General features: G+C 72.7%; 20 protein-coding genes. 6 read left to right on the top strand and 14 right to left on the bottom strand.

The annotated features are described in order from the left end of the window. Positions 1–332 precede the first annotated feature (332 nt). A complete protein-coding gene (locus KBZ10_RS25110) occupies positions 333–1,490 on the top strand; it encodes an alkaline phosphatase PhoX (protein ID WP_210990006.1) in 1,158 nt (385 codons plus the stop codon). Here the strand turns inward: KBZ10_RS25110 and KBZ10_RS25105 are convergent. Together KBZ10_RS25105 and ppdK are read right to left on the bottom strand one after the other, a co-directional pair. Next, entirely contained in the window at positions 1,468–2,562 is a 1,095-nt protein-coding gene (locus KBZ10_RS25105) for a helix-turn-helix domain-containing protein (RefSeq protein WP_210990005.1), read from the bottom strand. The two genes, KBZ10_RS25110 and KBZ10_RS25105, sit on opposite strands and share 23 nt — an antisense overlap. Before the next feature lie 746 nt (positions 2,563–3,308). Then, positions 3,309–6,059 (bottom strand): pyruvate, phosphate dikinase, encoded by a 2,751-nt coding sequence (ppdK, locus tag KBZ10_RS25100; RefSeq protein WP_210990004.1) that lies wholly within the window; start codon positions 6,057–6,059, stop codon positions 3,309–3,311. Between the two features lie 633 nt (positions 6,060–6,692). Here ppdK and KBZ10_RS25095 point away from each other — a divergent pair. Beyond that, the gene (locus KBZ10_RS25095; RefSeq protein WP_210990025.1) at positions 6,693–8,252 is read left to right on the top strand and encodes a trehalase family glycosidase; all 1,560 of its coding nucleotides are present in this window, start codon (positions 6,693–6,695) and stop codon (positions 8,250–8,252) included. 330 nt (positions 8,253–8,582) lie between these two features. On the opposite strand, the gene dusB is transcribed toward KBZ10_RS25095, so the two are convergent. Both dusB and KBZ10_RS25085 read right to left on the bottom strand, forming a co-directional pair. Then, a complete protein-coding gene (dusB, locus tag KBZ10_RS25090; RefSeq protein WP_210990003.1) occupies positions 8,583–9,710 on the bottom strand; it encodes a tRNA dihydrouridine synthase DusB in 1,128 nt (375 codons plus the stop codon). A 195-nt stretch (positions 9,711–9,905) separates the two neighbouring features. Continuing rightward, entirely contained in the window at positions 9,906–11,288 is a 1,383-nt protein-coding gene (locus KBZ10_RS25085) for a glycine--tRNA ligase (protein WP_210990002.1), read from the bottom strand. A 175-nt stretch (positions 11,289–11,463) separates the two neighbouring features. Between KBZ10_RS25085 and KBZ10_RS25080 the strand changes: the two genes are divergently transcribed. The 4 genes from KBZ10_RS25080 (at position 11,464) to KBZ10_RS25065 (ending at position 14,724) form a co-directional block, all read left to right on the top strand. Continuing rightward, positions 11,464–12,435 carry a metal ABC transporter substrate-binding protein gene (locus KBZ10_RS25080; RefSeq protein WP_210990001.1) on the top strand — a complete coding sequence of 324 codons (972 nt, stop codon included), beginning with the start codon at positions 11,464–11,466 and terminating at the stop codon, positions 12,433–12,435. A gap of 83 nt (positions 12,436–12,518) precedes the next feature. Beyond that, positions 12,519–13,289: a metal ABC transporter ATP-binding protein gene (locus tag KBZ10_RS25075; protein ID WP_247702955.1), complete on the top strand. Its 771-nt coding sequence runs from the start codon at positions 12,519–12,521 to the stop codon at positions 13,287–13,289. Next, positions 13,289–14,188: a metal ABC transporter permease gene (locus KBZ10_RS25070; RefSeq protein ID WP_210989999.1), complete on the top strand. Its 900-nt coding sequence runs from the start codon at positions 13,289–13,291 to the stop codon at positions 14,186–14,188. The genes KBZ10_RS25075 and KBZ10_RS25070 overlap by 1 nt, the downstream gene beginning before the upstream one ends. 83 nt (positions 14,189–14,271) lie before the next feature. Beyond that, positions 14,272–14,724, top strand: coding sequence for a Fur family transcriptional regulator (locus KBZ10_RS25065; RefSeq protein WP_210989998.1), 453 nt, complete (start codon positions 14,272–14,274; stop codon positions 14,722–14,724). 150 nt (positions 14,725–14,874) lie between these two features. Here the strand turns inward: KBZ10_RS25065 and KBZ10_RS25060 are convergent, their stop codons facing one another. The 10 genes from KBZ10_RS25060 to KBZ10_RS25015 form a co-directional block, all read right to left on the bottom strand. Continuing rightward, positions 14,875–15,735 carry an isoprenyl transferase gene (locus KBZ10_RS25060; RefSeq protein ID WP_210989997.1) on the bottom strand — a complete coding sequence of 287 codons (861 nt, stop codon included), beginning with the start codon at positions 15,733–15,735 and terminating at the stop codon, positions 14,875–14,877. 14 nt (positions 15,736–15,749) lie between these two features. Beyond that, the gene (gene recO / locus KBZ10_RS25055; protein WP_210989996.1) at positions 15,750–16,496 is read right to left on the bottom strand and encodes a DNA repair protein RecO; all 747 of its coding nucleotides are present in this window, start codon (positions 16,494–16,496) and stop codon (positions 15,750–15,752) included. Positions 16,497–16,572: 76 nt separating this feature from the next. Next, complete coding sequence (locus KBZ10_RS25050; RefSeq protein WP_247702962.1) at positions 16,573–17,247, bottom strand: TerB family tellurite resistance protein; 675 nt, start codon at positions 17,245–17,247, stop codon at positions 16,573–16,575. 333 nt (positions 17,248–17,580) lie between these two features. Then, positions 17,581–19,368, bottom strand: coding sequence for a 2-isopropylmalate synthase (gene leuA, locus KBZ10_RS25045; protein ID WP_210989994.1), 1,788 nt, complete (start codon positions 19,366–19,368; stop codon positions 17,581–17,583). A gap of 332 nt (positions 19,369–19,700) precedes the next feature. Beyond that, the gene (era, locus tag KBZ10_RS25040) at positions 19,701–20,663 is read right to left on the bottom strand and encodes a GTPase Era (RefSeq protein ID WP_210989993.1); all 963 of its coding nucleotides are present in this window, start codon (positions 20,661–20,663) and stop codon (positions 19,701–19,703) included. A gap of 150 nt (positions 20,664–20,813) precedes the next feature. After that, positions 20,814–21,179 carry a cytidine deaminase gene (locus KBZ10_RS25035; RefSeq protein ID WP_210989992.1) on the bottom strand — a complete coding sequence of 122 codons (366 nt, stop codon included), beginning with the start codon at positions 21,177–21,179 and terminating at the stop codon, positions 20,814–20,816. A 51-nt stretch (positions 21,180–21,230) separates the two neighbouring features. Beyond that, on the bottom strand, positions 21,231–22,571 hold the full coding sequence (locus tag KBZ10_RS25030) for a hemolysin family protein (protein ID WP_210989991.1): 1,341 nt from the start codon (positions 22,569–22,571) through the stop codon (positions 21,231–21,233). Then, positions 22,568–23,065: an rRNA maturation RNase YbeY gene (gene ybeY / locus KBZ10_RS25025; protein WP_210989990.1), complete on the bottom strand. Its 498-nt coding sequence runs from the start codon at positions 23,063–23,065 to the stop codon at positions 22,568–22,570. The genes KBZ10_RS25030 and ybeY overlap by 4 nt, the downstream gene beginning before the upstream one ends. A gap of 12 nt (positions 23,066–23,077) precedes the next feature. Next, the gene (locus tag KBZ10_RS25020; RefSeq protein ID WP_210989989.1) at positions 23,078–24,142 is read right to left on the bottom strand and encodes a PhoH family protein; all 1,065 of its coding nucleotides are present in this window, start codon (positions 24,140–24,142) and stop codon (positions 23,078–23,080) included. 174 nt (positions 24,143–24,316) lie between these two features. Next, positions 24,317–25,234, bottom strand: a complete 918-nt coding sequence (locus KBZ10_RS25015) for a ribonuclease Z (RefSeq protein WP_247702954.1) — start codon at positions 25,232–25,234, stop codon at positions 24,317–24,319. Positions 25,235–25,238 lie beyond the last annotated feature (4 nt).

The following is a 25,238-nucleotide window of genomic DNA, read 5'->3' as shown; positions in this document are numbered from 1 at the left end:
GCGCTGTACCCGGCCACGGTCTCCGGGCCCGTCCCGTCCGGTGGTTGCCCCGGGCGGCACCCGCATCCCCGTCCCGCCCGGCCCCCGTGCGGTCCCCGGGACGGCGACCCCGGTGAGGGCCCAGCCCCCGGGGCGGCCCGGGAGCGGCCGGGCTCGCGTGCCGTACGGGCCGCGGGGGAAGCCGTGACCGGTTCCGGCACGGTCGTCCCCGCCCCGCCGCCCACCCGTCACCGCTTGTTGATGCACAGTCAACTACCGCCGCACAGACTCCCGTCACCCGACTCCGCGCCCGGTCCCGGCGCGGGGCAGACACGATCCCGGTGGGAGGATCTGTGGAACGTCGTACCTTCCTGCGCACCACCGTCGCCGGCGGTTCGGCCGCGGCCTTCGGCGGCAGTCTCTGGCGCGGTGCCGCGCACGCGGCACCCGCCCAGCCCGGCAGCGGCCCCTACGGCGCCCTGCGGCCGGCGGACGCCAACGGCATCCGGCTGCCGGCCGGTTTCAGCAGCAGAGTGATCGCCCGGTCCGGGCGGAAGGTGTCCGGCACCTCGTACACCTGGCACAACGCCCCCGACGGCGGCGCCTGTTACGCCGACGGCGGCGGGTGGATCTACGTCTCCAACTCCGAGATCAACCCCTCGGGCGGGGCGGGCGCGGTGCGCTTCTCCTCCTCCGGCGCGATCACCGGCGCGTACCGCGTCCTCTCCGGCACCCGGCAGAACTGCGCGGGCGGCAAGACGCCCTGGAACACCTGGCTCTCCTGCGAGGAGGTGGACCGCGGCTACGTCTACGAGACCGACCCGTGGGGCGTGCAGGCGGCCGTCCGCCGGGACGCCATGGGCCGCTTCAAGCACGAGGCCGCCGCGGCCGACCCGGTACGCAAGGTCGTCTATCTCACCGAGGACGTCTCCGACAGCTGCTTCTACCGCTTCCGTCCGGCCACCTGGGGTGACCTCTCCTCCGGCACGCTGGAGGTGCTGAGGATGGGATCGGGCACCTCCGGCCCGGTCACCTGGGCCCCCGTGCCCGACCCGAGCGGCGCCTCCACCGCCACCCGCAACCAGGTCTCCGGCGCCAAGCGGTTCAACGGCGGCGAGGGCTGCCACTACGCCGACGACACCTGCTGGTTCACCACCAAGGGCGACAACCGGGTCTGGCAGTACAACGCCGCCTCCGAGACCATCGAACTGGCCTACGACGACTCGCTGGTGAGCGGCGGCGCACCGCTCACCGGCGTCGACAACCTCACCCGCGCCGCCTCCGGCGACCTGTTCGTCGCCGAGGACGGCGGCAGCATGGAGATCTGCGTCATCACCCCGGACGACGTGGTCGCCCCCTTCCTGCGCGTCGACGGCCAGTCCTCCTCCGAGATCACCGGACCGGCCTTCTCCCCCGACGGCAGCCGCCTCTACTTCTCCAGCCAGCGCGGCACCAGCGGCCGCTCCTCCGGCGGTATCACCTACGAGGTCACCGGCCCGTTCCGCTCGTAGCCGCGGCCCGGGCCCCCGGGGCGGGGCCGGCGGAGACCTCCGCCCGCCCCGCCCCGTCCGCCGCCGGGGACACGTCGGCGCCGCCGTGGAGGAGGGCGGCGCCGAGCGGCGTCAGGGTGTGCAGGACGGCGCTGCCGTGCCGCAGGGTCACGACCAGACCGGCGTCGCGGAGCACGCTGGCGTGCTGGCTGGCGGAGGCCGCGGAGACGCCGACCCGGCGGGCCAGCTCGCCGGTGGTGCACCCGCCCTCGATGGTGCGCAGCACGGCGGAGCGGGTCTGGCCGACGAGCCTGCCCAGCGAGCCGACGTCCGCCGCGTACGGCCGGAGCGGTGCCGGGGCGGCGTTCTCACCGGCGTGCCGCACCGGGTAGACGAGCACGGGGGCCAGCTCCGGGTCGTGGAAGGCGACCGGGGTGACCCGGCAGAAGAAGGACGGCAGCAGGAGCAGGCCGCGGCCGTTCAGCCGGAGGTCCCGGTCGACCGGGTAGTCCGCCTCCAGGACGGGCGGGCGCCAGCGCATCGCCGGGGGCAGCGAGGCCAGCAGCCGGTCGGCGCCGCCGTCGAGCAGCGCCCGCCCCCGGGCGGCCCGGTCGGCCTCGATCTGCGCGCGGATGTGCGGCCAGTAGGGGGCGATGGCGGCCCGGTGGTAGCCGCGCAGCGCCCCGATGAGCTCGTCCAGGGCCCGGGGCCGTCCGGTGGCCAGTTCCTCGTGCCGCGGCGCGGGCCCGGACGGGCGGCGGTCGCGGGCGCCGGCGGCGAGCAGACCCAGATCGCGGCGGAGGCGCTCCGGTGGGGTCTCACGGAGCGCCTCCATGGCGGGCTCCATCCCGCAAATACCCTCGGGCGGTGTCAGAAAATCGGGGAAATACCCGCGCATCGGCACCAGCGGGGCGAGCAGCCGTGCTTCACCGTTCAAGCGGGTGCGGGTCTCCCTCCGCCATTCCCCGAAGACCGCGGCGGAGCGTTTGTCGCGCAGCCGGTGGAAACTCAGAACCGTTTCCCACAGGGCGTCCGGACGCGCGGCTATGCGTATGCGCCCCAGGTCGCGTCCGGTGAAATGGATGCGTAGCACCAAACCCCCACAAGTATCCCCCCGTCCGGCTTCCCGACGAGTATGCACCTGCACACAGTGGGTCACCACGTGCTTTTGGCCACAGTTGAAACGGGTCGCGGCCGACGGGCGTCCCACGGAAGGGTGGAACCCGTCGGGCACCGGGAAACGGTTGTGAGGCTGTCGTGGGGGCAGTGCGGAAACCGTTTCCGGGCGGCTGGGTACCGTCCATGGGCCCGATGGGGTGGAGGACCGCGGTCCGGTGATTCTCGAGCTCGCCGGACCGCGGGAGTCCAGTTATGCGCGCGCCGGCGTCCGGTCCCGCCGCCTCCGGCACGGAATGCGCTTTCCGGTCAGGTTGAATTTCCGAACATTTCCCGCCGCGGCCCGGGGCGCGCCATGGAGCCGACACCGAAAAGGGGCGCGAAATTAGCGGTGGCAATCCCTCCGCGCCCGGCACCGGCCCCGCCCGCGCCGGCCCCGCGGCCCGCCGGCATCACGCTCCGGCCGCCGCCGAACGCCGCGGCCGCCGAGCCCCGTGCCGCTCCCGTTGCCGCTCCCGTTCCCGCTCCCGGCGCCGCTGCCGTGCGGTCCCGTCCGCCGGCGCGCCCGTACGGGCGGACCCGCGGTGGAGCCCGGTCCGGGCATGCGGAAGGGGGCGGCCGCCCCGCACAGGCGCCGCCCCCTTCCCCCGGTGACCCGGGTCCGGCCGCCCGTGGTGAGGGTCGTGTCCGCGGCGGCCGGCTCCGGTTCGGTCGTGCTCCCGGTCAGCGGCTGTCGCTGCCCAGGCTCTCGGCCGCCGCGCGGCCCGCCTCCAGGCGGGCGACGGGAATGCGGAAGGGCGAGCAGGAGACGTAGTCCAGGCCCACCTCGTGGAAGAAGTGGACGGACTCCGGGTCGCCGCCGTGCTCACCGCAGACGCCGAGCTTGATGTCGGGACGGGTGGACCGCCCGGCCTCGACGGCGTTCCGCACCAGCGAGCCGACGCCGTCGCGGTCGATGGTCTCGAACGGGCTGACGCCGAAGATGCCCTTCTCCAGGTAGGCGGTGAAGAAGCTGGCCTCCACGTCGTCGCGGGAGAAACCCCACACCGTCTGGGTCAGGTCGTTGGTGCCGAAGGAGAAGAACTCCGCGGCCTCGGCGATCTGGCCGGCGGTCAGCGCGGCCCGGGGCAGCTCGATCATGGTGCCGATGGTCAGCTTGAGGTCGGCGCGGGCGGCGGCCTCGACCTCGGCGATGACCCGCTCGGCCTCCTCGCGGACGAACTCCAGCTCCTGGACGGTGCCCACCAGCGGGATCATGATCTCGGCGCGCGGGTCACCGTTGGCCGTCCGGCGCTCCGCCGCCGCCTCGGCGATCGCCCGTACCTGCATGGCGAAGAGGCCGGGGATGACGAGGCCGAGGCGCACACCGCGCAGACCCAGCATCGGGTTCTGCTCGTGCAGCTTGTGGACGGCCTGGAGCAGGCGGAGGTCGTTCTCGTTGGCGTCCTTGCGGGCCTCCGCGAGAGCGACGCGCACCGACAGCTCGGTGATGTCGGGCAGGAACTCGTGCAGTGGCGGGTCGAGCAGCCGTACGGTCACGGGCAGCCCGTCCATGGCCTCGAACAGCTCGACGAAGTCGGCCTTCTGGAGCGGCAGCAGCGCGTTCAGCGACTCCTCGCGCTCCTCGTCGGTGTCGGCGAGGATCAGCCGTTCGACCAGCTCGCGCCGCTCGCCGAGGAACATGTGCTCGGTGCGGCAGAGGCCGATGCCCTGGGCACCGAAGCGGCGGGCGCGGGAGGCGTCCTCGGCGTTGTCGGCGTTGGCGCGGACCCGCAGCCGGCGGACGCGGTCGGCGTAGGCCATGATCCGGTGCACGGCCTTGACCAGGTCGTCGGCGTCCTCGGCACCGGCGTGCATCCGGCCCTCGAAGTACTCCACGACCGGCGACGGCACGACGGGCACCTCGCCGAGGTACACCCTGCCGGTGGAGCCGTCGATGGAGATGACGTCGCCCTCCTCGACGACGACCCGGCCCTTGCCGTCGGGCGACTTGGCGGTCAGGCAGCGCTTCTTGGTGTCGACCTCCAGTTCCTCGGCGCCGCAGACGCAGGTCTTGCCCATGCCGCGGGCGACGACGGCGGCGTGCGAGGTCTTGCCGCCGCGCGAGGTGAGGATGCCCTCGGCGGCGATCATGCCGTTGAGGTCGTCCGGGTTGGTCTCGCGGCGGATGAGGATGACCTTCTCGCCCGAACGGGACCACTTGACCGCGGTGTACGAGTCGAAGACGGCCTTGCCGACGGCGGCGCCCGGCGAGGCGGCGATGCCGCGGCCGAGCTGCTCGGAGGCGGCGGACTCGTCGAAGCGCGGGAACATCAGCTGCGCGAGCTGGGCGCCGTTGACGCGCTGCAGCGCCTCCGCCTCGTCGATCAGGCCCTGGTCGACGAGCTGGGTGGCGATCCGGAAGGCGGCACCGGCGGTGCGCTTGCCGACCCGGGTCTGGAGCATCCAGAGCTGGCCGCGCTCGATGGTGAACTCGATGTCGCACAGGTCCTTGTAGTGCGTTTCGAGCGTCTCCATGATCTGCATGAGCTGGTCGTAGGACTTCTTGTCCAGCTGTTCGAGATCGGCCAGCGGCACGGTGTTGCGGATGCCGGCGACGACGTCCTCGCCCTGCGCGTTCTGCAGGTAGTCGCCGTAGACGCCCTGCTGACCGCTGGCGGGGTCGCGGGTGAAGGCGACGCCGGTGCCGGAGTCGGGCCCGAGGTTGCCGAAGACCATGGAGCAGACGTTGACGGCGGTGCCGAGGTCGCCGGGGATGCGCTCCTGGCGGCGGTACAGCTTGGCCCGGTCGGTGTTCCAGGACTCGAAGACCGCGCACACGGCCAGGTCCATCTGCTCGCGCGGGTCCTGCGGGAAGGAGCGGCCGGTCTCCTCCCGCACGATGCCTTTGAAGCGTTCGACGATCTGCTTCAGGTCGCCGGCGTCGAGATCGATGTCGACCGTGACGCCCTTGGCCCGCTTGGCCTCGTCGATGGCCTCCTCGAAGAGTTCGCCGTCGACGCCGAGCACGGTCTTGCCGAACATCTGGATGAGGCGGCGGTACGAGTCCCAGGCGAACCGCTCGTCGCCCGACTGCCGCGCGAGGCCCGCGACGGAGTCGTCGGAGAGGCCGATGTTGAGGACGGTGTCCATCATGCCGGGCATGGAGAACTTCGCGCCGGAGCGGACGGACACCAGCAGCGGGTCGTCGGCCTGGCCGAGTTTCTTGCCCATCTTCGCCTCAAGGGCGGAGAGGTGCGCGCTCACCTCGTCGCGCAGGGCGGGCGGTTCGGCACCGGTCTCCAGGTAGACCTTGCACGCCTCGGTGGTGATGGTGAACCCCGGTGGCACGGGGAGACCGAGGTTCGTCATCTCGGCCAGGTTGGCGCCCTTGCCGCCCAGCAGGTCCTTGAGATCCTTGTTGCCCTCGGTGAAGTCGTAAACGAACTTCTGCTGCTCGGCTGCGGCTACATGGGGGTTCGTGGTTTCCGACACGGGATCTCGCACTCCTCGTGGTGGGGTTCCCCCTCGGAGCGGTTCGGGGGAGGGGCTGCCCTGACGGCGGGGAGCGTACCCAGATCGAAGGTTGATGAGTACGTCCACTGGATGGTCATCGGGTTGTAACCCCGCGTCTGCCACCGGATCGAAAGTGAGCTTGCTCTCCTGGTGGAATCGTTATGGGTTCAGGAAATGAACTCACGGCGACCGGAGAGGCGGTGCGAGGGACCGGAGCGCGGCCATGGGGCCACAGCGCGTCACGTGATCCGCGACCTCTTGAAGCCAGAATGGATGGCACTGGGTGCCACCCTTTGAGAGGTGCAGGCCAATGCAAAACGCTCATCTGAGCGGACCTCCGATCACAGTGGCGAGAATCACGCACCCTCCAGGTACCCCGTCTCACGACATGGACACATGAGGGCGGCCGATCGCTCGAATGAGCGATAAGGGTGCCGGGCCCGGCTGAGGCGCGCATCACAATGAGACTTTTGCCCTGGGACTGGACAAAACCCTCCGGTACGTTCGTGCGGTATCGACAAGCCGTCGACAAGCCGTCCCCTACTCGGAGTCCCGGAGCCTCTCGTGGAAAGCGTCGCCCCCGCCGGCAACCCGCGCCTCCCGCGACCCACCATGCCCGCGTCACCCCCGGACGCACTGCGCCGCGGCGCCGAACGCGTCCTCGCGGGCAACTGGACCGGCACCTCCACCGTCCCCTCCCGCGGCCTCTATCCGCACCAGTGGAGCTGGGACTCCGCGTTCATCGCCATCGGCCTGCGCCACCTCTCCCCCGACCGCGCCCGGCGCGAGCTGTCCACACTGCTCGACGCGCAGTGGGAGGACGGCCGCGTACCGCACATCGTCTTCAACCCGGAGGTGCCGGCCGGCGCCTACTTCCCCGGGCCCGAGTTCTGGCGCTCCTCGCGGGCCGGCTCCGGTACCGGGGCACCCGACCGCACCGAGACCTCCGGCCTCGTCCAGCCCCCGGTCCACGCACTGGCCGCCTGGCTGGTGCACGAGGCCGACCCGGAGTCCTCCGCCCGCGAGCGCTTCCTGGCACGGCTGTACCCGCGGCTGGCGGCCTGGCACCGCTATCTCGTGGAGCGCCGCGACCTCCGGGGGCACGGACTGGTCTCCATCGTCCATCCCTGGGAGTCGGGCATGGACAACAGCCCGTGCTGGGACGCGCCGCTGGAACGCGTCGAGCCCGCCGGCCGCGGCACCTTCCGGCGCGCGGACCTCGACCACTGCGATCTCGCCGACCGGCCCACCGATCTCGACTACGGCCGCTATGTCCGGCTCGCCGCCGACTACCGCGACCACGGCTACCGTGACGACGCCCCGCACGCCTTCGCCGTGGAGGACGTGGGCCTCAACGCGCTGCTCACGGTCTCCGAGCACGCCCTCGCCCGGATCGCCGCGTCCCTCGGCGCCGACCCGGCGGAGCACCGGGCGCGCGCCGAACGCCTCACCCGGTCCCTGGTCGAGCACCTGTGGGACCCGGAGACGGGGATCTTCCGGGGCCACGACGTGCCGGGCGACGAACCGCTCTCCGGACTCAGCGCCGCCGGACTCCTGCCGCTCGCCGTGCCGGGACTGCCCGACGAGGTCGTCGCCGGGCTGCTGGCCACCGCCACCGGCCCGCACTTCGGCCTCGGCCGCACGGTCCGGCTGGTGCCCAGCTACGACCTGCGCGGACAGGCCTTCGACCCGTCCCGCTACTGGCGCGGGCCGGCCTGGTTCAACGTCAACTGGCTGCTGGAGCGGGGCCTGCGGCAGTACGGCGCCGTGGCGGCGGCCGACGAACTGCGCGCCGCGGCGCTGGCCGCGGCCGACGCCTCGGGCTTCGCCGAGTACGTCGACCCGCACAGCGGACTGGCGCGCGGCAGCCGGGACTTCGGCTGGACGGCCGCGCTGGTCCTCGACCTGCTGACGGCAGCCGAACGTTCGGAGGCCGCGGCCGGGGCCGGGGTGCCCGCCACGGCGCCCCGCGCGGCGCGGTCCCCGGTGGTCGCCGCGGCCGCGGCGACGGTGCTCGGCGCGGAAACCGGCGGGGACGGAAGCGGCGCGGGCGGCCCGGGCGGCGGCAGGGGCGGGGCGGCCGGCCGGCCCGCTCCGGCCGGGGGACCCGAGCCGGTACCGGTCCGGGTCAGCCTGGTCCGGAGGCCGGGGCCGCCGCGGCGCGAGACGTAACGCGCGGCGCGCGGGCCCTCACGGGCCGCCGCCCGGTGCACCGCCCTGTGGGCCACCGCCCGGTGCACCGCACTGTGGGCCACCGCCCGGTGCACCACACTGTGGGTCACCACCGGGCACACCGCCCCACGGGCCGCCGCCCGGTGCACCGCCCCTGACGGTCACGGCCACACCGCCCTCCCTGGGCCACCACCCGGCACACCGCGCGCCCCTGCCGTTCGCCCCGCCTCCGCGCCCCGCCGAGGGCGGGCCCGACCGCCCGGAGCGGCCCGCCGAAGCGGCCCATCCGGGCAGCAGCGGCCGGGCCCGGCCCGGCGCGGGCCGGCGGCGTCAGCCGCCCGAGGTGTCCAGCTCCGCGTCCGCGCTCACGCACGCGCTGTCGTACGGATCGGCCAGCCAGCCGTCCGGCAGCACCACCCGGTTCCGTCCCGAGGTGCGTCCGCGCGGGCCGTCCGCGTGGGCGGGCCAGGGCTGGTCCGGGTCCAGGCGGCCCAGCAGCTCGTCCAGTTCGGCCAGGGACGAGGCGGTCGCCAGCCGCCTGCGCAGCTCGGAGCCGACCGAGAAGCCCTTGGTGTACCAGGCGATGTGCTTGCGGAAGTCGATGACCCCGCGCGCCTCGTCCTCCAACCACTCCCCCAGCAGCCGGGCGTGGCGCCGCATCACCGCGGCGACCTCCCCGAAGGACGGCTCCGCGGTCTCACCGCCGCCCTCGAAGGCCGCCACCAGATCGCCGAACAGCCAGGGCCGCCCCAGGCAGCCGCGGCCGACCACCACGCCGTCACAGCCGGTCTCGCGCACCATGCGCACCGCGTCGGCGGCGGACCAGATGTCGCCGTTGCCGAGCACCGGGATCTCCGGAACGGCCTCCTTGAGGCGGGCGATGGCCTCCCAGTCGGCGGTGCCGCCGTAGTGCTGAGCCGCCGTCCGGCCGTGCAGGGCGATCGCAGTGACGCCCTCCTCGGCGGCGATCCGCCCGGCGTCGAGGTAGGTGAGGTGGTCGTCGTCGATGCCCTTGCGCATCTTCATGGTGACGGGCAGCCCGCCCGCGCCGGCGACGGCCTCCCGCAGGATCGCCCGCAGCAGCGGCCGCTTGTACGGCAGCGCCGAACCGCCGCCCTTGCGGGTCACCTTGGGCACCGGGCAGCCGAAGTTGAGGTCGATGTGGTCGGCCAGGCCCTCGTCGGCGATCATCCGGACGGCCTTGCCGACGGTCGCCGGGTCGACTCCGTAGAGCTGGACGGAGCGGGGCTTCTCGGTGCCGTCGAAGTGGATCAGCCGCATGGTCTTGGCGTCCCGCTCGACCAGCGCCCGAGTGGTGATCATCTCGCTGACGAACAGGCCCTTACCGCCGGAGAACTCCCGGCAGAGCGTGCGGAACGGCGCGTTGGTGATCCCGGCCATGGGGGCGAGCACCACCGGCGGCTGCACGGTGTGCGGGCCGATCTGCAACTGCGTCATCGAGCGGCTTTCCTCGGTTCGTACGGTTCCGGCCACCCGCGTACGGGGGCGGAGGCGGAAGGGACGGTCTCCCATTGTCCCGCACCGCCGGACGGCACCGCGCCCCGGCGCCCGCCGTCAGCGGGTACCGGGGCGCCGGTGGCGTTCACCGGGCGGGCGGCCGGCCGGGGAAGCCGGGCCGCCGCGCGGCCGGAGTCAGCAGCCCAGGAGGCGGGAGGCCAGGTAGCCCTGGATCTGGTCCAGGGAGACCCGCTCCTGCTTCATGGTGTCGCGCTCGCGGACGGTCACCGCGTTGTCGTCGAGGGTGTCGAAGTCGACGGTGACGCAGAACGGCGTGCCGATCTCGTCCTGGCGGCGGTAGCGGCGGCCGATGGCGCCCGCGTCGTCGAACTCGATGTTCCAGTTCTTCCGCAGGTCGGCGGCGAGGCCCTTGGCCTTGGGCGAGAGCTCCGGGTTGCGGGAGAGCGGCAGCACGGCGGCCTTGACCGGCGAGAGGCGCGGGTCGAGGCGGAGCACGGTGCGCTTCTCCATCTTGCCCTTGGCGTTGGGCGCCTCGTCCTCGACGTAGGCGTCGAGGAGGAAGGCGAGCATGGCGCGGTTGACGCCGGCCGCCGGCTCGATGACGTACGGCGTCCAGCGCTCGCCGGCCTCCTGGTCGAAGTACGACAGGTCGTGGCCGGAGGCCTTGGAGTGGGCGCCGAGGTCGAAGTCGGTGCGGTTGGCCACGCCCTCGAGCTCGGAGAACTCGCTGCCGCCGAAGTTGAAGCGGTACTCGATGTCGGCGGTGCGCTTGGAGTAGTGGGAGAGCTTCTCCGCCGGGTGCTCGTACCAGCGGATGTTCTCCTCCTGGATGCCGAGGTCGCGGTACCAGTTCCAGCGCTCCTCCATCCAGTAGATGTGCCACTTCTCGTCCTCGCCGGGCTTGACGAAGAACTCCATCTCCATCTGCTCGAACTCACGGGTCCGGAAGATGAAGTTGCCGGGCGTGATCTCGTTCCGGAAGGACTTGCCCATCTGCGCGATGCCGAACGGCGGCTTCTTGCGCGAGGTCTGCTGCACCGCGGCGAAGTTGGTGAAGATGCCCTGGGCGGTCTCGGGCCGGAGGTAGGCGACGGAGGCGGAGTCCTGGGCCGGGCCGAGGTGGGTGGCGAGCAGCCCGGAGAACTGCTTGGGCTCGGTGAAACCGCCCTTGTTGCCGCAGTGCGGGCAGTTGACGTCGGCGAGGCCGTTCGCCGGCAGCCGGCCGTGCTTGGCCTCGTACGCCTCTTCCAGGTGGTCGGCGCGGAACCGCTTGTGGCAGGAGGTGCACTCGGTGAGCGGGTCGCTGAAGGTGGCGACGTGGCCGGAGGCCTCCCACACCTCGGGGGCGAGGATCACCGACGAGTCGATACCGACCACGTCCTCGCGCGAGGTGACCATGGCGCGCCACCACTGGCGCTTGATGTTCTCCTTGAGCTCCACACCGAGCGGCCCGTAATCCCAGGCGGCGCGCTGACCGCCGTAGATCTCACTGCACGGGTAGACGAAGCCACGGCGCTTGCTGAGGCTGACGATGGTGTCGATCTTGTCGGCGGCCACGGTGCTCTCTTCATGATGACGACGAACAGCGGAATGCCTCAGGCTACCGGCGGGCGGTCCTCCGGGACCAATTGGTGTCCGGGCTTTGGCCGTCCGGCCCGGGCGGGGGTCCGTGCCGCGGGCTTCTCATCCGCTTTATTGACAATCGTTTCCACCTTTGTTGAAAATGGATGTCATGAACGTACGCCGGAACCGCCCCGCCTCCCGAATATCCGCCGCCGCGGCCGCCGCCGGGGTCACCGCCCTCGGGCTCGTCACGCTCACCGCCTGCGGCACCGGCACGGCGGGCGCGGGCGGGGACGGCAAGGTGAACGTCGTCGCGTCCTTCTACCCGCTGGAGTACCTCGCCGAGGAGATCGGCGGGGAGCACGTCTCCGTCACCACGCTGACGAAGCCCGGGGTGGAGCCGCACGACCTGGAGATCAAGCCCCGCCAGACGGCCGAGCTGGGCGAGGCCGACGTGGCCTTGTACCTCAAGGGACTCCAGCCCGCCGTGGACTCCGCCGTGGCCCAGTCCGGCGTGAAGAACGCCGTGGACGCCGCGGAACTCGCCGCCGGGGAGCACGGCGACGAGCCCTCCGGGGAGCCGGAGTCCGGCGGGGACGGCCACGACCACTCCGGCGGCGCCTCCGACCCGCACCTCTGGCTCGACCCGACCGCTTACGCCGAGGTGGCCGAGGGCTTCGCCACGACCCTCGCCGAGGCCGACCCGGACCACGCCGCCGCCTACGAGAAGAACGCCGGCGTCCTGGTGAAGAAGCTCAGGGCGCTCGACAAGGAATTCGCCGACGGCCTGCGCAACCGCACCACCGACACCTTCATCACCACCCACACCGCCTTCGGCCACCTCGCCGCCCGGTACGGCCTGGAGCAGGAGGCGATCGGCGGCCTCGACCCCGAGGCCGAGCCGAGCCCCGCCCGGATGCGGGAACTGCACACCATCGCGGAGCGTGAGAAGGTGACCACCGTCTTCTTCGAGACGCTCGTCAGCGACGCCACCGCGAAGACCCTGGCGGCGGACACCGGCCTGAAGACGGATGTGCTCGACCCCCTTGAGGGAATCACCGACCGGTCCGCCGGCGATGACTACTTCGAGGTCATGCGCGCCAACCTCGACGCGCTGCGGAAGGCCCTCGGCTCCGGGTGACCCGGCGCCCGCCTCCCATGACCACCCACCCGCACGCCCCCTCCGCCCCACCCACCCCACGACCGTCCCCGGAGGACCGGATCATGGCCGCACAGCCCGTTGTCTCCCTGCGCGGGGCCACCGCCCGGCTCGGTGCGCGCACCGTGCTGCGCGGAATCGATCTGACCGTCGCCCGGGGCGAGGTCGTCGCCCTGCTCGGCGCCAACGGATCGGGCAAATCCACCGCCGTACGGGCCGTGGTCGGCCAGGTGCCCCTGGAGCAGGGCTCCCTGGAGCTGTTCGGCACCCCGCTGCGCCGCTTCCGCGACTGGGCCCGCATCGGGTACGTACCGCAGCGGACCACCGCCGCGAGCGGCGTGCCCGCGACGGTGCGCGAGGTCGTCTCCTCCGGCCGCCTGGCCCGTACGGGACTGCGGCCGCGGCGGAGGGCCGACCGGGCCGCCATCGACCGGGCGCTGCGGCTGGTCGGCATGGACCACCGTGCCGGGGACTCCGTGAACGCCCTCTCCGGCGGCCAGCACCAGCGGGTGCTGATCGCCCGCGCGCTGGCCTCCGAACCGGACCTTCTGATCATGGACGAGCCGATGGCGGGGGTCGACCTCGCCGGGCAGGAGGTCCTCGCGGACATCCTGCGCGCACAGGTCGCCGCCGGCGCCACCGTCCTCCTCGTGCTGCACGAACTGGGCCCGCTGGAGCCGCTGATCGACCGCGCCGTCGTCCTCCGTGACGGCTGCGTGGTGCACGACGGGCCGCCGCCCGAGGCCGTGGGCCAGCACGCGCTGCCCGGCCACGACCATGTCCACCCGCACGCCGGACCGACGGCGGAACCGATCCGGACGGGGCTGCTGACCTGATGGAGATCCTGAACTACGCCTTCATGCAGCGGGCCCTGCTCGCCGCCGTGCTCGTCGGCGTCACCGCCCCGGCCATCGGCATCTACCTCGTCCAGCGCCGCCAGGCGATCATGGGCGACGGCATCGGCCACGTCGCCATGACCGGCGTCGCCCTCGGCTTCCTGCTGAACAGCAGCCCGGTGTGGATGGCGACCCTGGTCGCGGTGGCCGGCTCGGTCGGCATGGAGCTCATCCGCTCCCGCGGCCGCACCAGCGGCGACGTCGCGCTCGCCCTGCTCTTCTACGGCGGCATGGCCGGCGGGGTCATGATCATCAACCTGGCGCCGGGCGGCTCCACGGCCAATCTCTCCACCTATCTCTTCGGCTCCATCACCACCGTCGCCCCCGAGGACGTGGTGGCGATCTGCCTGCTGGCGGCCTTCGTGATCGCGATCACCCTCGGACTGCGCCGCCAGCTCTTCGCCGTCTGCCAGGACGAGGAGTTCGCGCGGGTCACCGGACTGCCGGTGCGGCTGCTGAACCTGCTGCTCGCGGTCACGGCCGCGCTGACGGTCACCGTCGCCATGCGCATCGTCGGGCTGCTGCTGGTCAGCGCGATGATGGTGATCCCGGTCGCCGCCGCCCAGCGGGTCACCCGCGGCTTCGCGGCGACCCTGGCCATCGCGATGGGGATCGGCGTCACGGTCTCGCTGACCGGTACGGTGACGACGTACTACGTGGACGCCCCCTCGGGCGCCGCGATCGTCCTGCTGGCCATCGCCGTCTTCCTGGCCTTCGCGGCCGCGACCGCGCCGCTGGCCCGCAGCCGGGCCCGCCGGGCCGCGGCGGACGAGGGGGAGCGGTGCGCTCTGGAGAAGGCGGACGGGGAGCGCCCGGCGGGCGACGACGTGAAGGTCTGAGGTCCCGGACGGGACCGGCGAGGGCGGCCGTGGGGGCTGGCACAATGGCCAGTCGGATGCGGGCCGGCGAGGAGGAGGCAACGGTGGCCACAGCGGGGAGCGGCGGAACGAGCACGGCGCCGGTGCGCGGCCGGTCGACGCGGCAGCGCGCGGCCGTGGCCGCGGCCCTGGACGAGGTGGACGAGTTCCGCAGCGCCCAGGAGCTGCACGACGTCCTCAAGCACCGTGGCGACTCCGTCGGCCTGACGACCGTCTACCGCACCCTGCAGTCGCTCGCCGACGCGGGCGAGGTGGACGTCCTGCGCACCGACGAGGGCGAGGCCGTCTACCGCCGGTGCAGCACCGACGACCATCACCACCACCTGGTCTGCCGGGGCTGCGGCAAGGCGGTCGAGGTGGAGGGCCCGGCCGTGGAGACCTGGGCCGACCAGATCGCGGCCGAGCACGGCTTCGTGGACGTCGCCCACACCATCGAGATCTTCGGCACCTGCGGCGACTGCGCGGCGAAGGCCGCGGCGGGCGGCGGCAGGCGCTGACGGCACCCGCCCGCGCGGCACGGGCCCGCCCCGGGCGGGGCCGGACACGGCCGCCCCGGAGACGTACACGGCGAGGGGCCCCGCGGCCCCTCGCCGTATCGCTGTCCTCCGGGCACTCCCCGGGCACCGGCCCCGGAACGGCCCGGAAGCTCAGCCCCGCGGGGCGCCGGCCCCGCCGGCCGCGTCGCCCGGCGGCGGCTGCGGCTCCGTACGGTTCGGCTCCGCGCCGCCGAAGCGGCGGTCGCGCTGGGCGAACTCCAGGCAGGCCCGCCACAGGTCGCGGCGGTCGAAGTCCGGCCACAGCACGTCCTGGAAGACCATCTCGGCGTAAGCGCTCTGCCATATCAGGTAGTTGGAGGTGCGCTGCTCCCCCGACGGCCGGACGAAGAGGTCCACGTCCGGCATGTCCGGGTAGTACAGGTACCGCTGCACCGTCTTCTCGGTGACCTTGGACGGGTCGAGCTTCCCGGCCCGCACATCGGCCGCGATGGCCGCCGCGGCGTCGGCGATCTCGGCGCGCCCGCCGTAGTTGACGCAGAAGTACAGCGTCATGGCGTCGTTGTCCTTGGTCTGCTCCTGCGCTATCTGCAGCTCCTGGACCACGGACTTCCACAGCTTGGGCATCCGCCCCACCCAGCGGATGCGGATGCCCAGGGCGTCCATCTCGTCCCGGCGGCGGCGGATCACGTCCCGGTTGAAGTTCATCAGGAAGCGCACCTCCTCGGGCGAGCGCTTCCAGTTCTCCGTGGAGAAGGCGTACAGCGACAGGTTCTTGACGCCCATCTCCAGGCAGCCCTTGAGCACGTCCAGGACGACGCCCTCACCGACCTTGTGCCCCTCGGTGCGCGGCAGCCCGCGCTCCTTCGCCCAGCGCCCGTTGCCGTCCATGACGACCGCCACGTGCTTCGGGATCAGCTCCCCGGGGATCTCCGGCGGGCGCGCGCCGCTGGGGTGCGGCTCCGGCTGCTGGTACTCGCGACGGGTACGGCCCAGAATCCCGCGTCGTGCCATGCGGTCCACGTCTCCTATTTCTCCACATACCTGAGGGAACGCAGTCCGCGCTCCAGGTGCCAGTGCAGATAGGCTGCCACGAGCCCGCTGCCCTCCCTGACGTACCGCGCCTCGCACGCGTCCGCCGTCTCCCAGTCGCCCGCCAGCAGCGCCCCGAGCAGGGCCAGGGCCTCCCCCGAGGGCACGACGCTCCCCGGCACCCGGCAGTCCCCGCACACCACGCCGCCCGCCGACACCGAGAAGAAACGGTTCGGGCCCGGGAGGCCGCATCGGGCGCAGGCGGCGAAGCTGGGCGCGTAGCCGTTCACGGCCAGCGAGCGGAGCAGGAAGGCGTCGAGCACCAGCCGCGGCTCGTGCCCACCGCCCGCGAGCGTCCGCAACGCCCCCACCAGCAGCAGGTACTGCTGGACGGCCGGCTCCCCCTCGTGGTCGGTGAACCGCTCGGCGGTCTCCAGCATGGCCGTGCCCGCCGTATAGCGGTCGTAGTCGGCGACGATGGCCCCGCCGTACGGCGCGATGGTCTCGCTCTGGGTGCACAGCGGCAGACCACGGCCGACGAGCTCGCCGCCCCGGGCGAAGAACTGCACGTCCACATGGGAGAAGGGTTCCAGCCGGGCCCCGAACTTCGACTTGGTGCGCCGCACCCCGCGCGCCACCGCCCGCACCCGGCCGTGGCCCCGGGTGAGCAGGGTGATGATCCGGTCCGCCTCACCCAGCTTCTGGGTGCGCAGCACGATGCCGTCGTCGCGGAACAGAGTCATACGGGCCATTCTCCCGCACGGGGAGCACGGCCGGGGGCGGGGGCGGGGGAAGCCCGTACGGCTCCGGGAGGACGGCTCAGGAGGGTGTGCGAGCCGCGGCGGCGAGCAGGCGCTCGGTCTCCTCGCGGCGGATGGTGAGGGCCGCGCCGACGGCGGAGAGGGCCTCCCGCTCGGCGGGGCGGTACGGCCCGTCCGCGAGGGCGATCCGGGCGCCCTGCAGCAGGATGCTCTCCCGGCCCGCCGGGGCGAGGTGCGGGGCCAGCGGGCCCAGGGCCTCGTGGAGCTCTATGGTCAGCGCCGTGCCGCTGTGCTCGCCGAAGTCCTCGGCCCAGCCGGGGAGCCGGCCGGCGTCGGCGGCCAGCGCCTCGACGAGGGTGAGGAGCTGCTCCTCGGTGCAGTCGGCGAAGCCCGCGGCGCGCACCACCGAGACGGCGGCCTCCCGGGTCGGCCGGGACTCGGTGCCGCCCGCGGCGAGGACGGCGAGCGCGACGGTGTGCACGGCGTCGCGGAGCATCGCCGAGAAGCGGACGGTGGTGGGGTGGTCCAGGGTCTCCGTGCCGAAGTGCCCCCGGCAGGAGGAGCACTCGACGACCGGGCCGGCCGTGCCCCGGGGCAGCACGGGGACCCCGAGGAAGGTGAACCGGCGGCGCCCGGTGCGGCGCCGGTAGTTGCGGTCGCCGCCGCAGTCCGGGCAGAAGAACTCACCGTCGCCGACCGTGTGCCAGCTGGCGCACACTCCCCACACGCGCATCTCGCGCACCTCCGGCGGCTCATCCCGAAACATCGGGGCACCGCGCGCCGCCGGATTGTCATCGTGCGGCAACGGTGCCGTATGGACGTGATGTTAACCACAGCGGACGGGTCGCGTCAGCACCCCGTCCGGAGGGGGCGGGGGTCCGGTGGCGGGCGGCGGTGGCCGGGAACGGCCGTCCACACCCGGTGCGGGTGCTCCGACCTGCGGCGCGGCCCTCGCGGAGGGTCCGGTTCCGGCCGGGCCGGCATGGCCGGTTCCGGCGGAAGAACGGCGGAGGAGCGGGGGCGGAACGGAGGCGGAGCGGCCGTGGTGCGGAAGCGGCCGAAGAGGTCAGGCGGCCCGGGCCGAGCGGTTGACGGCGGAGACCACGGCCTTCAGGGAGGCGCGGACGGTGTTGGGGTCCATGCCGACGCCCCACAGGACCTTGCCGTCCACGGCGCACTCGACGTAGGCGGCGGCCCGGGCGCCGGCACCCTCGCTCAGGGCGTGCTCGGCGTAGTCCAGGACGCGGACGTCCACCCCGATCGTGCCCAGGGCGTTGATGAAGGCGGCGATGGGACCGTTGCCGCTGCCGGTCAGCACGGTCTCCTGCCCGTCGACGACCGCCTCGACGGTGAGCGCGTCGCCCCCCTCGCCGGTGGTCGAGGTCTGGGCGGAGCGCAGCGCGATCCGGCCCCAGGGGGCGTCGGTGGTGGGCAGGTACTCGTCCTGGAAGACGGACCAGATCTGGGCCGGGGTGACCTCGCCGCCCTCGCTGTCGGTCTTCGCCTGGATGATCTTCGAGAACTCGATCTGCATCCGGCGCGGCAGGTCCAGCTTGTGGTCGTTCTTCAGGACGTAGGCCACGCCGCCCTTGCCGGACTGCGAGTTGACCCGGATGACGGCCTCGTAGGAGCGGCCGACGTCCTTGGGGTCGATGGGCAGGTACGGCACGGCCCACTCGATCTCGTCCACGGTCTTCCCGGCCTCGGCGGCCCGGGCGTCCATGGCGTCGAAGCCCTTCTTGATGGCGTCCTGGTGGGAGCCGGAGAAGGAGGTGTAGACCAGGTCGCCCGCGTAGGGGTGGCGCGGGTGGACCTCCATCTGGTTGCAGTACTCGGCGGTGCGGCGGATCTCGTCGATCCGGGAGAAGTCGATCATCGGGTCGACGCCCTGGGAGAACAGGTTCATGCCCAGGGTGACCAGGTCGACGTTCCCGGTGCGCTCGCCCTGCCCGAACAGGCAGCCCTCGACCCGGTCGGCGCCGGCCATGACGGCCAGCTCGGCGGCGGCCACGGCGGTGCCGCGGTCGTTGTGCGGGTGCGTGGACAGGCAGACGAACTCACGGCGGGAGAGGTTCCGCGACATCCACTCGAAGCGGTCGGCGTGGGTGCTGGGTGTCGAACGCTCCACGGTGGCGGGCAGGTTGAGGATGATCTCGCGGCCGTCCTCGGGCTGCCAGACGTCCATGACGCTCTCGCAGACCTCCAGCGCGAAGTCCAGCTCGGTGTCGGTGAAGATCTCCGGGCTGTACTGGTAGCCGAAGACGGTCTCCTCGCCCAGCAGCTTCTCGGCGTACTCCATGACCAGCCGGGTGCCGTCGACGGCGATCTGCCTGACCTGCTCGCGGCTGCCGCGGAAGACGACGCGGCGGAAGACGGGGGCGGTGGCGTTGTACAGGTGGACGGTCGCACGGCGGGCGCCGCGCAGGGACTCGACCGTGCGCTCGATCAGTTCCTCGCGGGCCTGGGTCAGGACGGAGATCGTCACGTCCTCGGGGATCGCGTCCTCTTCGATGATCGACCGTACGAAGTCGAAGTCGGTCTGGCCGGAGGAGGGGAAGCCCACCTCGATCTCCTTGTAGCCCATGGAGACCAGCAGGTCGAACATCGCCCGCTTGCGGGCCGGGGACATCGGGTCGATCAGCGCCTGGTTTCCGTCCCGCAGGTCCGTGGACAGCCAGCGGGGGGCCTCGGTGATGCGGTTCTCGGGCCAGGTGCGGTCGGGGATCGCCACGGCCTCGTAGGGCCCGTACTTGTGGACCGGCATCCCGGAGGGCCGCTGGGCGACGGTGGCGGCGGTGACGGGGGTGGTGCGGCCGACGGGCCGGTGACCGGCGGCGGGCTGGGAGGAAGACATCTGCGCGGGGCTCCTGTCGAAGGATGCTCGACGGCCGACGGTGGCATCACCGAACTCCGCGGGGAGGGGGTCGGCCTCGACTACAGGCCCTCGCCGCGGCGGCTAAGGAGAAGCAGCCCGATACGCATGGTGCACAGCACCCTAGCCGAGGGGAGCCGTGACGTGTGGGGTCATTCCAGTATGCGGGACGGCGGGGAGCCATCGGGGCATGCGTGCGGTATCCCTCATTCCCGGCGCACCGGAATGTTCCGGACTCCGGCCGGACGTTCGCCGGGCCACGGCATCCCCTTCGCCACCGCGGCTCGCCCCGCCCCGCCCCGGGGAGACGCCCGTCAGAAGCCCAGCTTGCGGAGCTGCCGCGGATCCCGCTGCCAGTCCTTGGCCACCTTCACATGGAGGTCCAGATAGACCGGGGTGCCCAGGAGCGCCTCGATGTGCCGACGGGACTTCATGCCGACATCCTTCAGCCGGGCGCCCTTGGGACCGATGACGATGCCCTTCTGGCTGGGCCGCTCGATGTAGAGGTTGGCGTGGATGTCCAGCAGCGGCTTGTTCTCCGGCCGCCCCTCGCGGGGGACCATCTCCTCCACGACCACGGCGATCGAGTGCGGCAGCTCGTCCCGGACACCCTCCAGCGCGGCCTCGCGGATCAGCTCCGCGACCATGATCTGCTCCGGCTCGTCGGTGAGATCGCCCTCCGGGTAGAGCGCGGGGCCCTCCGGCAGCAGCGGCACCAGCAGATCGGCCAGCAGGGACACCTGCTGGCCCGCGACGGCCGAGACGGGGATGATCTCCGCCCAGTCCAGGCCCAGCTCCCGCCCGAGCCGGTCCACGGCGATCAGCTGCTCGGCGAGCTGCTCGGAGTCCGCCAGGTCGGTCTTGGTGACGACGGCGATCTTCGGCGTCTTCTTGACCTTGGCCAGTTCCCCGGCGATGAACCGGTCACCGGGGCCCAGCTTCTGGTCGGCGGGCAGGCAGAAGCCGATGACGTCCACCTCGGCCCAGGTGGTCCGCACGACGTCGTTGAGCCGCTCGCCGAGCAGGGTGCGCGGCTTGTGCAGCCCCGGGGTGTCGACCAGCACGAGCTGGGCGTCCGGCCGGTGCACGATGCCGCGGACGGTGTGGCGGGTGGTCTGCGGCCGGCTGGAGGTGATCGCCACCTTCGTCCCCACCAGGGCGTTGGTGAGGGTCGACTTGCCCGCGTTGGGGCGGCCGACGAAGCAGGCGAAGCCCGCGCGGTGCGGGGCGGCCTGCGGCCGGGGCTGGGACGGGGAACGATCGCTCATGGCGGTCATTCTCCCCGATCGGCGCAGCGCCACCGACCACCGGACCGGGCGGGCACGGTGAGGCGCGGTGAGGCGCGGTGAGGCGCGGCCACCGCGGTACGGCCGGGCGTGCGCGGTCAGGCGCCGGCCTGACGGGCCGCCCCCGCTTCCGGGGCCCGCTCAGCCGGCGCCGACGGCAGTCCGGAGCGTGCCGTCCGGGCCGGCGAGCAGGACGGGGGTGTCCGGGCCGCCGAGGTCGCGCACGGCCGCGCGGTCCTCGTCCGGTACGGCCCCGGCGGAGGAGACCACGACCGCGGCTTCCAGGGACCGGGCGCCACTGGCCACGGCCATGGCGACGGCGGTGCGCAGGGCGCTGAGCTCCAGCGACGCCAGGGCCACCGTCCCGGCGACGTACGTCCTGCCCGTCTCGTCGCGCACGGCGGCGCCCTCGGGCACGCCGTTGCGGGCCCGGGCGGAGCGGGCCAGGGTGACGAGCTTGGCGTCTTCGGCGTCGAGGGCGGGAGCGCTGTCCGTGGTGTCCGTCATGGCTACGAGGATAAGGACCGCCCGGGCCCGCGGCGGCCACCGGGGCGGGCCCTACGCCCGGCCGGCGTCCTCCCCGTCCTCGTCCCCGGCGGGGCCGCCCTCCTCGGCGGGGACCGGCTCCACCAGCACCGTGACGATACGGTTGCGGCGGCCGGCCGGGGACTCCGCGGTCAGCCGCAGGGCCGGCGGTTCCGGGTCGGTGACGTAGTCGGCGAGGTCCACCACGGCGGTCGCCCCCGCGATCGGCACCCGGCCCAGCAGCTTGGCGAGCAGCCCGCCGACCGTCTCCACGTCCTCGTCGTCCAGGTCGAGCCCGTAGAGGTCCCCCAGGTCGCCGATGTCGAGGCGGGCGGTGACGCGGTGGCGGCCCCCGCCCAGCTCCTCCACCGGCGGGAGCTCCCGGTCGTACTCGTCGGTGATCTCGCCGACGATCTCCTCCAGGATGTCCTCGATGGTGACGATGCCGGCGGTGCCGCCGTACTCGTCGACCACGACCGCGACGTGGTTGCGCCGCTGCTGCATCTCGCGCAGCAGGTCCCCGGCGTTCTTGGTGTCGGGGACGAACGCGGCCGGGCGCATGGCCGTGGAGACCAGGTCGTTCTCCGACTCCCGGTTGATGTGGGTCTTCCGGGCGAGGTCCTTGAGGTAGACGATGCCGACGACGTCGTCCTCACTCTCCCCCACCACGGGGATCCGGGAGAAGCCGGAGCGCAGGGCGAGGGTGAGGGCCTGCCGGACGGTCTTGCCGCGTTCGATGACGATGAGGTCGGTGCGGGGCACCATCACCTCGCGGACGAGGGTGTCGCCCAGCTCGAAGACGGAGTGCACCATCTTCCGTTCCTCGGCCTCGATCAGCTGCTCCTGCTCGGCCAGGTCCACCATGGCCCGCAGCTCCGCCTCCGAGGCGAACGGGCCCTTGCGGAAGCCCTTGCCGGGGGTGAGGGCATTGCCGAGGAGAATCAGCAGCTGCGGGACCGGCCCCATGATCCGGGCCAGCGGCAGCAGGACGTACGCGGCGGCGGTGGCGGTGTTCAGCGGGTGCTGCCGGCCGATGGTGCGCGGGGAGACGCCGACGGCGACGTAGGAGACCAGCACCATCACGCCGGTGGCGAGGGCCAGGGCCTCCCAGGTCTCGTCGAACTCCCGCACCGCGGCGAAGGTGACCAGTACGCCGGCCGCCATCTCGCAGGCCACCCGCACCAGCAGGGCCACGTTGAGATAGCGGCTGGGGTCCTCGGCCACCGCCATCAGCTTGGCGCTGCCGCGGCGCCCCGAGCGCACGGCCTCCTCGGCGCGGAACCGGGTCGTCCGGGCCAGGCCCGTCTCGGCGCAGGCGGCGAGCCAGGCCACGACGACCAGCAGGACGGCCGCGCCGATCAGTTGGCCGGTCACCGGGTGGTGGGCGCCGGCGAGGGGCCCTCGACGCCGCGCTCGGCGCGCCAGCCGTCGATGATCGCTTTCTGCAGGCCGAACATCTCGACCTTGTCCTCCGGCTCCTCGTGGTCGTAACCGAGGAGGTGGAGGACGCCGTGGACGGTGAGGAGCTGGAGCTCCTCGTCCATCGAGTGCGCCGTCGGCGCCTCCTCGCCCTGCCGCCGGGCCACCTCGGGGCAGAGCACGATGTCGCCGAGCAGCCCCTGCGGGGGCTCCTCGTCGTCCTTGGCCGGCGGGCGGAGCTCGTCCATCGGGAAGGACATGACGTCCGTGGGGCCCGGGAGGTCCATCCACTGGCGGTGGAGCTGCTCCATGGCGTCGCTGTCGACGACGATCACGGAGAGCTCGGCGAGCGGGTGGATGCGCATCCGGGCGAGGGCGTAGCGGGCGACGTCCAGCAGCGCCTGCTCGTCCACTGCGGTACCGGACTCGTTGTTGACGTCGATCGACATGGTGCGGTGAGTCTACTTGCCGGGGTGCCCGTGGCCCCGGGTGTGCCCCCGGGCGCCGTCATGACCGCCTTCCCGGCTGTCGTAGCGGTCGTAGGCGTCGACGATCCGGCCGACCAGCTTGTGCCGGACCACGTCGGTGCTCGTCAGCCGGGCGAAGTGGACGTCCTCCACGTCGTGGAGGATCTCCTGCACCTGGCGCAGACCGCTCCTGGTGCCGCCGGGGAGGTCGACCTGGGTGACGTCACCGGTGATCACGATCTTGGAGTCGAAGCCGAGCCGGGTGAGGAACATCTTCATCTGCTCGGCGCTGGTGTTCTGCGCCTCGTCGAGGATGATGAAGGCGTCGTTGAGCGTCCGGCCGCGCATGTACGCCAGCGGCGCCACCTCGATCGTCCCGGCCGCCATCAGGCGGGGGATGGAGTCGGGGTCGAGCATGTCGTGCAGGGCGTCGTAGAGCGGGCGCAGATACGGGTCGATCTTCTCGTAGAGCGTGCCGGGCAGGAAGCCCAGCCGCTCCCCCGCCTCCACGGCGGGCCGGGTCAGGATGATCCGGTTGACCTGCTTGGACTGCAGGGCCTGCACCGCCTTGGCCATGGCCAGATAGGTCTTGCCGGTACCGGCCGGGCCGATGCCGAAGACGATCGTGTGCCGGTCGATGGCGTCGACGTAGCGCTTCTGGTTGAGCGTCTTGGGGCGGATGGTGCGGCCGCGGTTGGAGAGGATGTTCTGCGTGAGCACCTGGGCCGGGGTCTCGGGCCCGCCCTCGCCGTTCTCGGGGGCGCGCAGCATGGCGATGGAGCGTTCCACGGCGTCCTCCGTCATCGGCTGGCCGGTGCGCAACACCAGCATCATCTCGTCGAACAGGCGCTGGACCAGGGCGACTTCCGCCGGGTCGCCGACCGCGCTGACCTCATTTCCCCGGACGTGGATGTCGGTGCGGGGAAAGGACTTCTCGATCACGCGCAGCAGGGAGTCTCCGGAGCCCAGGACCGTCACCATCGGGTGATTGGCCGGGACGGTGAAGCGGGCGCGCGCCTGCCCCTCGTCGGGGTTCTGTGCTGAAGGTGTCTGCGTCATGGGCCGGCTCTGGGGCCTGCTGTCCCGCCTTCTTCGTCGGTGCACCGCATCTGTGCCGTGCGGTTTCTCTCGTGATCCAGGGTACGACGGGGGGGCTGACAGGCCCGAGTGGTTTTCCCGGCCTGTCGGGGCCGCCCCGGTGACGCCCGGGGCCCTCCCGCGGCCTTCCGGAGGTCAGTGGCGTTTCGGTACGGGGACCCGCAGGAGGTCCCGGGCCACCGTCAGCTCGCCGTCGAAGCCGGCGGCGCGGGCCTGCCGCCCGAACTCCTCCGCGTCCGTGTACCGCTGGGAGAAGTGAGTGAGCACGAGGTGCCGCACCCCGGCGGCGGTGGCCAGCCGGGCGGCCTGCCCGGCGGTGAGGTGGCCGGCCTCGGCCGCCAGCCGTTCGTCCTCGTCGAGGAAGGTGGACTCGGTGACGAGCATGTCGCAGCCCTCCGCGAGCGCCTCGGCGCCCTCGCACAGCCGGGTGTCCATCACGAACGCGAAGCGCTGGCCGCGCCGCACCTCGCTCACCTGCTCGACATGGACGGTGCCGTGCTCCGCGGTCTCCAGGCTGCCCTCCCGGGCCAGCCGGCCGACGTCGGGGCCGGAGACGCCGTACGCGGCCAGCCGCTCGGGGAGCATGTGGCGCCCGTCCGGTTCGGTCAGCTTGTAGCCGTAGGCCTCGACGGGGTGCGAGAGCCGCCGGGCCTCCAGGGTGAACGGCTCGGTCTCGGCGATGACCCCGTCCCCGTGCACCGGGTGCTCGTCCAGCTCCACGGCCTCGTAGTAGGAGGTGGAGTAGCGGAGCCGTTCGAAGAAGTGGGCGCCACTGGCCGGGTAGTGCGCGGTGACGGGGTGGGGCACCCGGTCGAGGTTGATGCGCTGGATGACGCCGGCGAGGCCCAGCGAGTGGTCACCGTGGAAGTGCGTCACGCAGATGCGGGTGATGTCGTGGACGGCCGCGCCCGCGTAGAGCATCTGCCGCTGGGTGCCCTCGCCGGGGTCGAACAGGATGCCCTCGCCGTCCCAGCGCAGTATGCAGCCGTGGTGGTTGCGTTCCCGGGTGGGCACCTGGCTGGCGGTGCCGAGGATGATCAGCTCGCGGGTCAAGGGG

The sequence above is a fragment of the Streptomyces sp. F63 genome (assembly GCF_018070345.1).
GTDB lineage: Bacteria > Actinomycetota > Actinomycetes > Streptomycetales > Streptomycetaceae > Streptomyces.
The sequence above is the reverse complement of the archived record's forward strand: the minus strand, read 5'-3'. Positions and strand labels throughout refer to the sequence as shown.

Bases quoted from the DNA above. Each gene is read 5' to 3' on its own strand.
- KBZ10_RS25020 (WP_210989989.1), bottom strand. From the start codon at position 24,142: ATGACGCAGACACCTTCAGCACAGAACCCCGACGAGGGGCAGGCGCGC.
- KBZ10_RS25070 (WP_210989999.1), top strand. From the start codon at position 13,289: ATGGAGATCCTGAACTACGCCTTCATGCAGCGGGCCCTGCTCGCCGCC.
- KBZ10_RS25060 (WP_210989997.1), bottom strand. From the start codon at position 15,735: ATGGCACGACGCGGGATTCTGGGCCGTACCCGTCGCGAGTACCAGCAG.
- recO (WP_210989996.1), bottom strand. From the start codon at position 16,496: ATGACTCTGTTCCGCGACGACGGCATCGTGCTGCGCACCCAGAAGCTG.
- KBZ10_RS25080 (WP_210990001.1), top strand. From the start codon at position 11,464: ATGAACGTACGCCGGAACCGCCCCGCCTCCCGAATATCCGCCGCCGCG.
- leuA (WP_210989994.1), bottom strand. From the start codon at position 19,368: ATGTCTTCCTCCCAGCCCGCCGCCGGTCACCGGCCCGTCGGCCGCACC.
- KBZ10_RS25050 (WP_247702962.1), bottom strand. From the start codon at position 17,247: ATGCGCGTGTGGGGAGTGTGCGCCAGCTGGCACACGGTCGGCGACGGT.
- dusB (WP_210990003.1), bottom strand. From the start codon at position 9,710: ATGACGCAGTTGCAGATCGGCCCGCACACCGTGCAGCCGCCGGTGGTG.
- ybeY (WP_210989990.1), bottom strand. From the start codon at position 23,065: ATGTCGATCGACGTCAACAACGAGTCCGGTACCGCAGTGGACGAGCAG.
- era (WP_210989993.1), bottom strand. From the start codon at position 20,663: ATGACCGCCATGAGCGATCGTTCCCCGTCCCAGCCCCGGCCGCAGGCC.
- KBZ10_RS25095 (WP_210990025.1), top strand. From the start codon at position 6,693: ATGCCCGCGTCACCCCCGGACGCACTGCGCCGCGGCGCCGAACGCGTC.
- KBZ10_RS25035 (WP_210989992.1), bottom strand. From the start codon at position 21,179: ATGACGGACACCACGGACAGCGCTCCCGCCCTCGACGCCGAAGACGCC.
- KBZ10_RS25075 (WP_247702955.1), top strand. From the start codon at position 12,519: ATGGCCGCACAGCCCGTTGTCTCCCTGCGCGGGGCCACCGCCCGGCTC.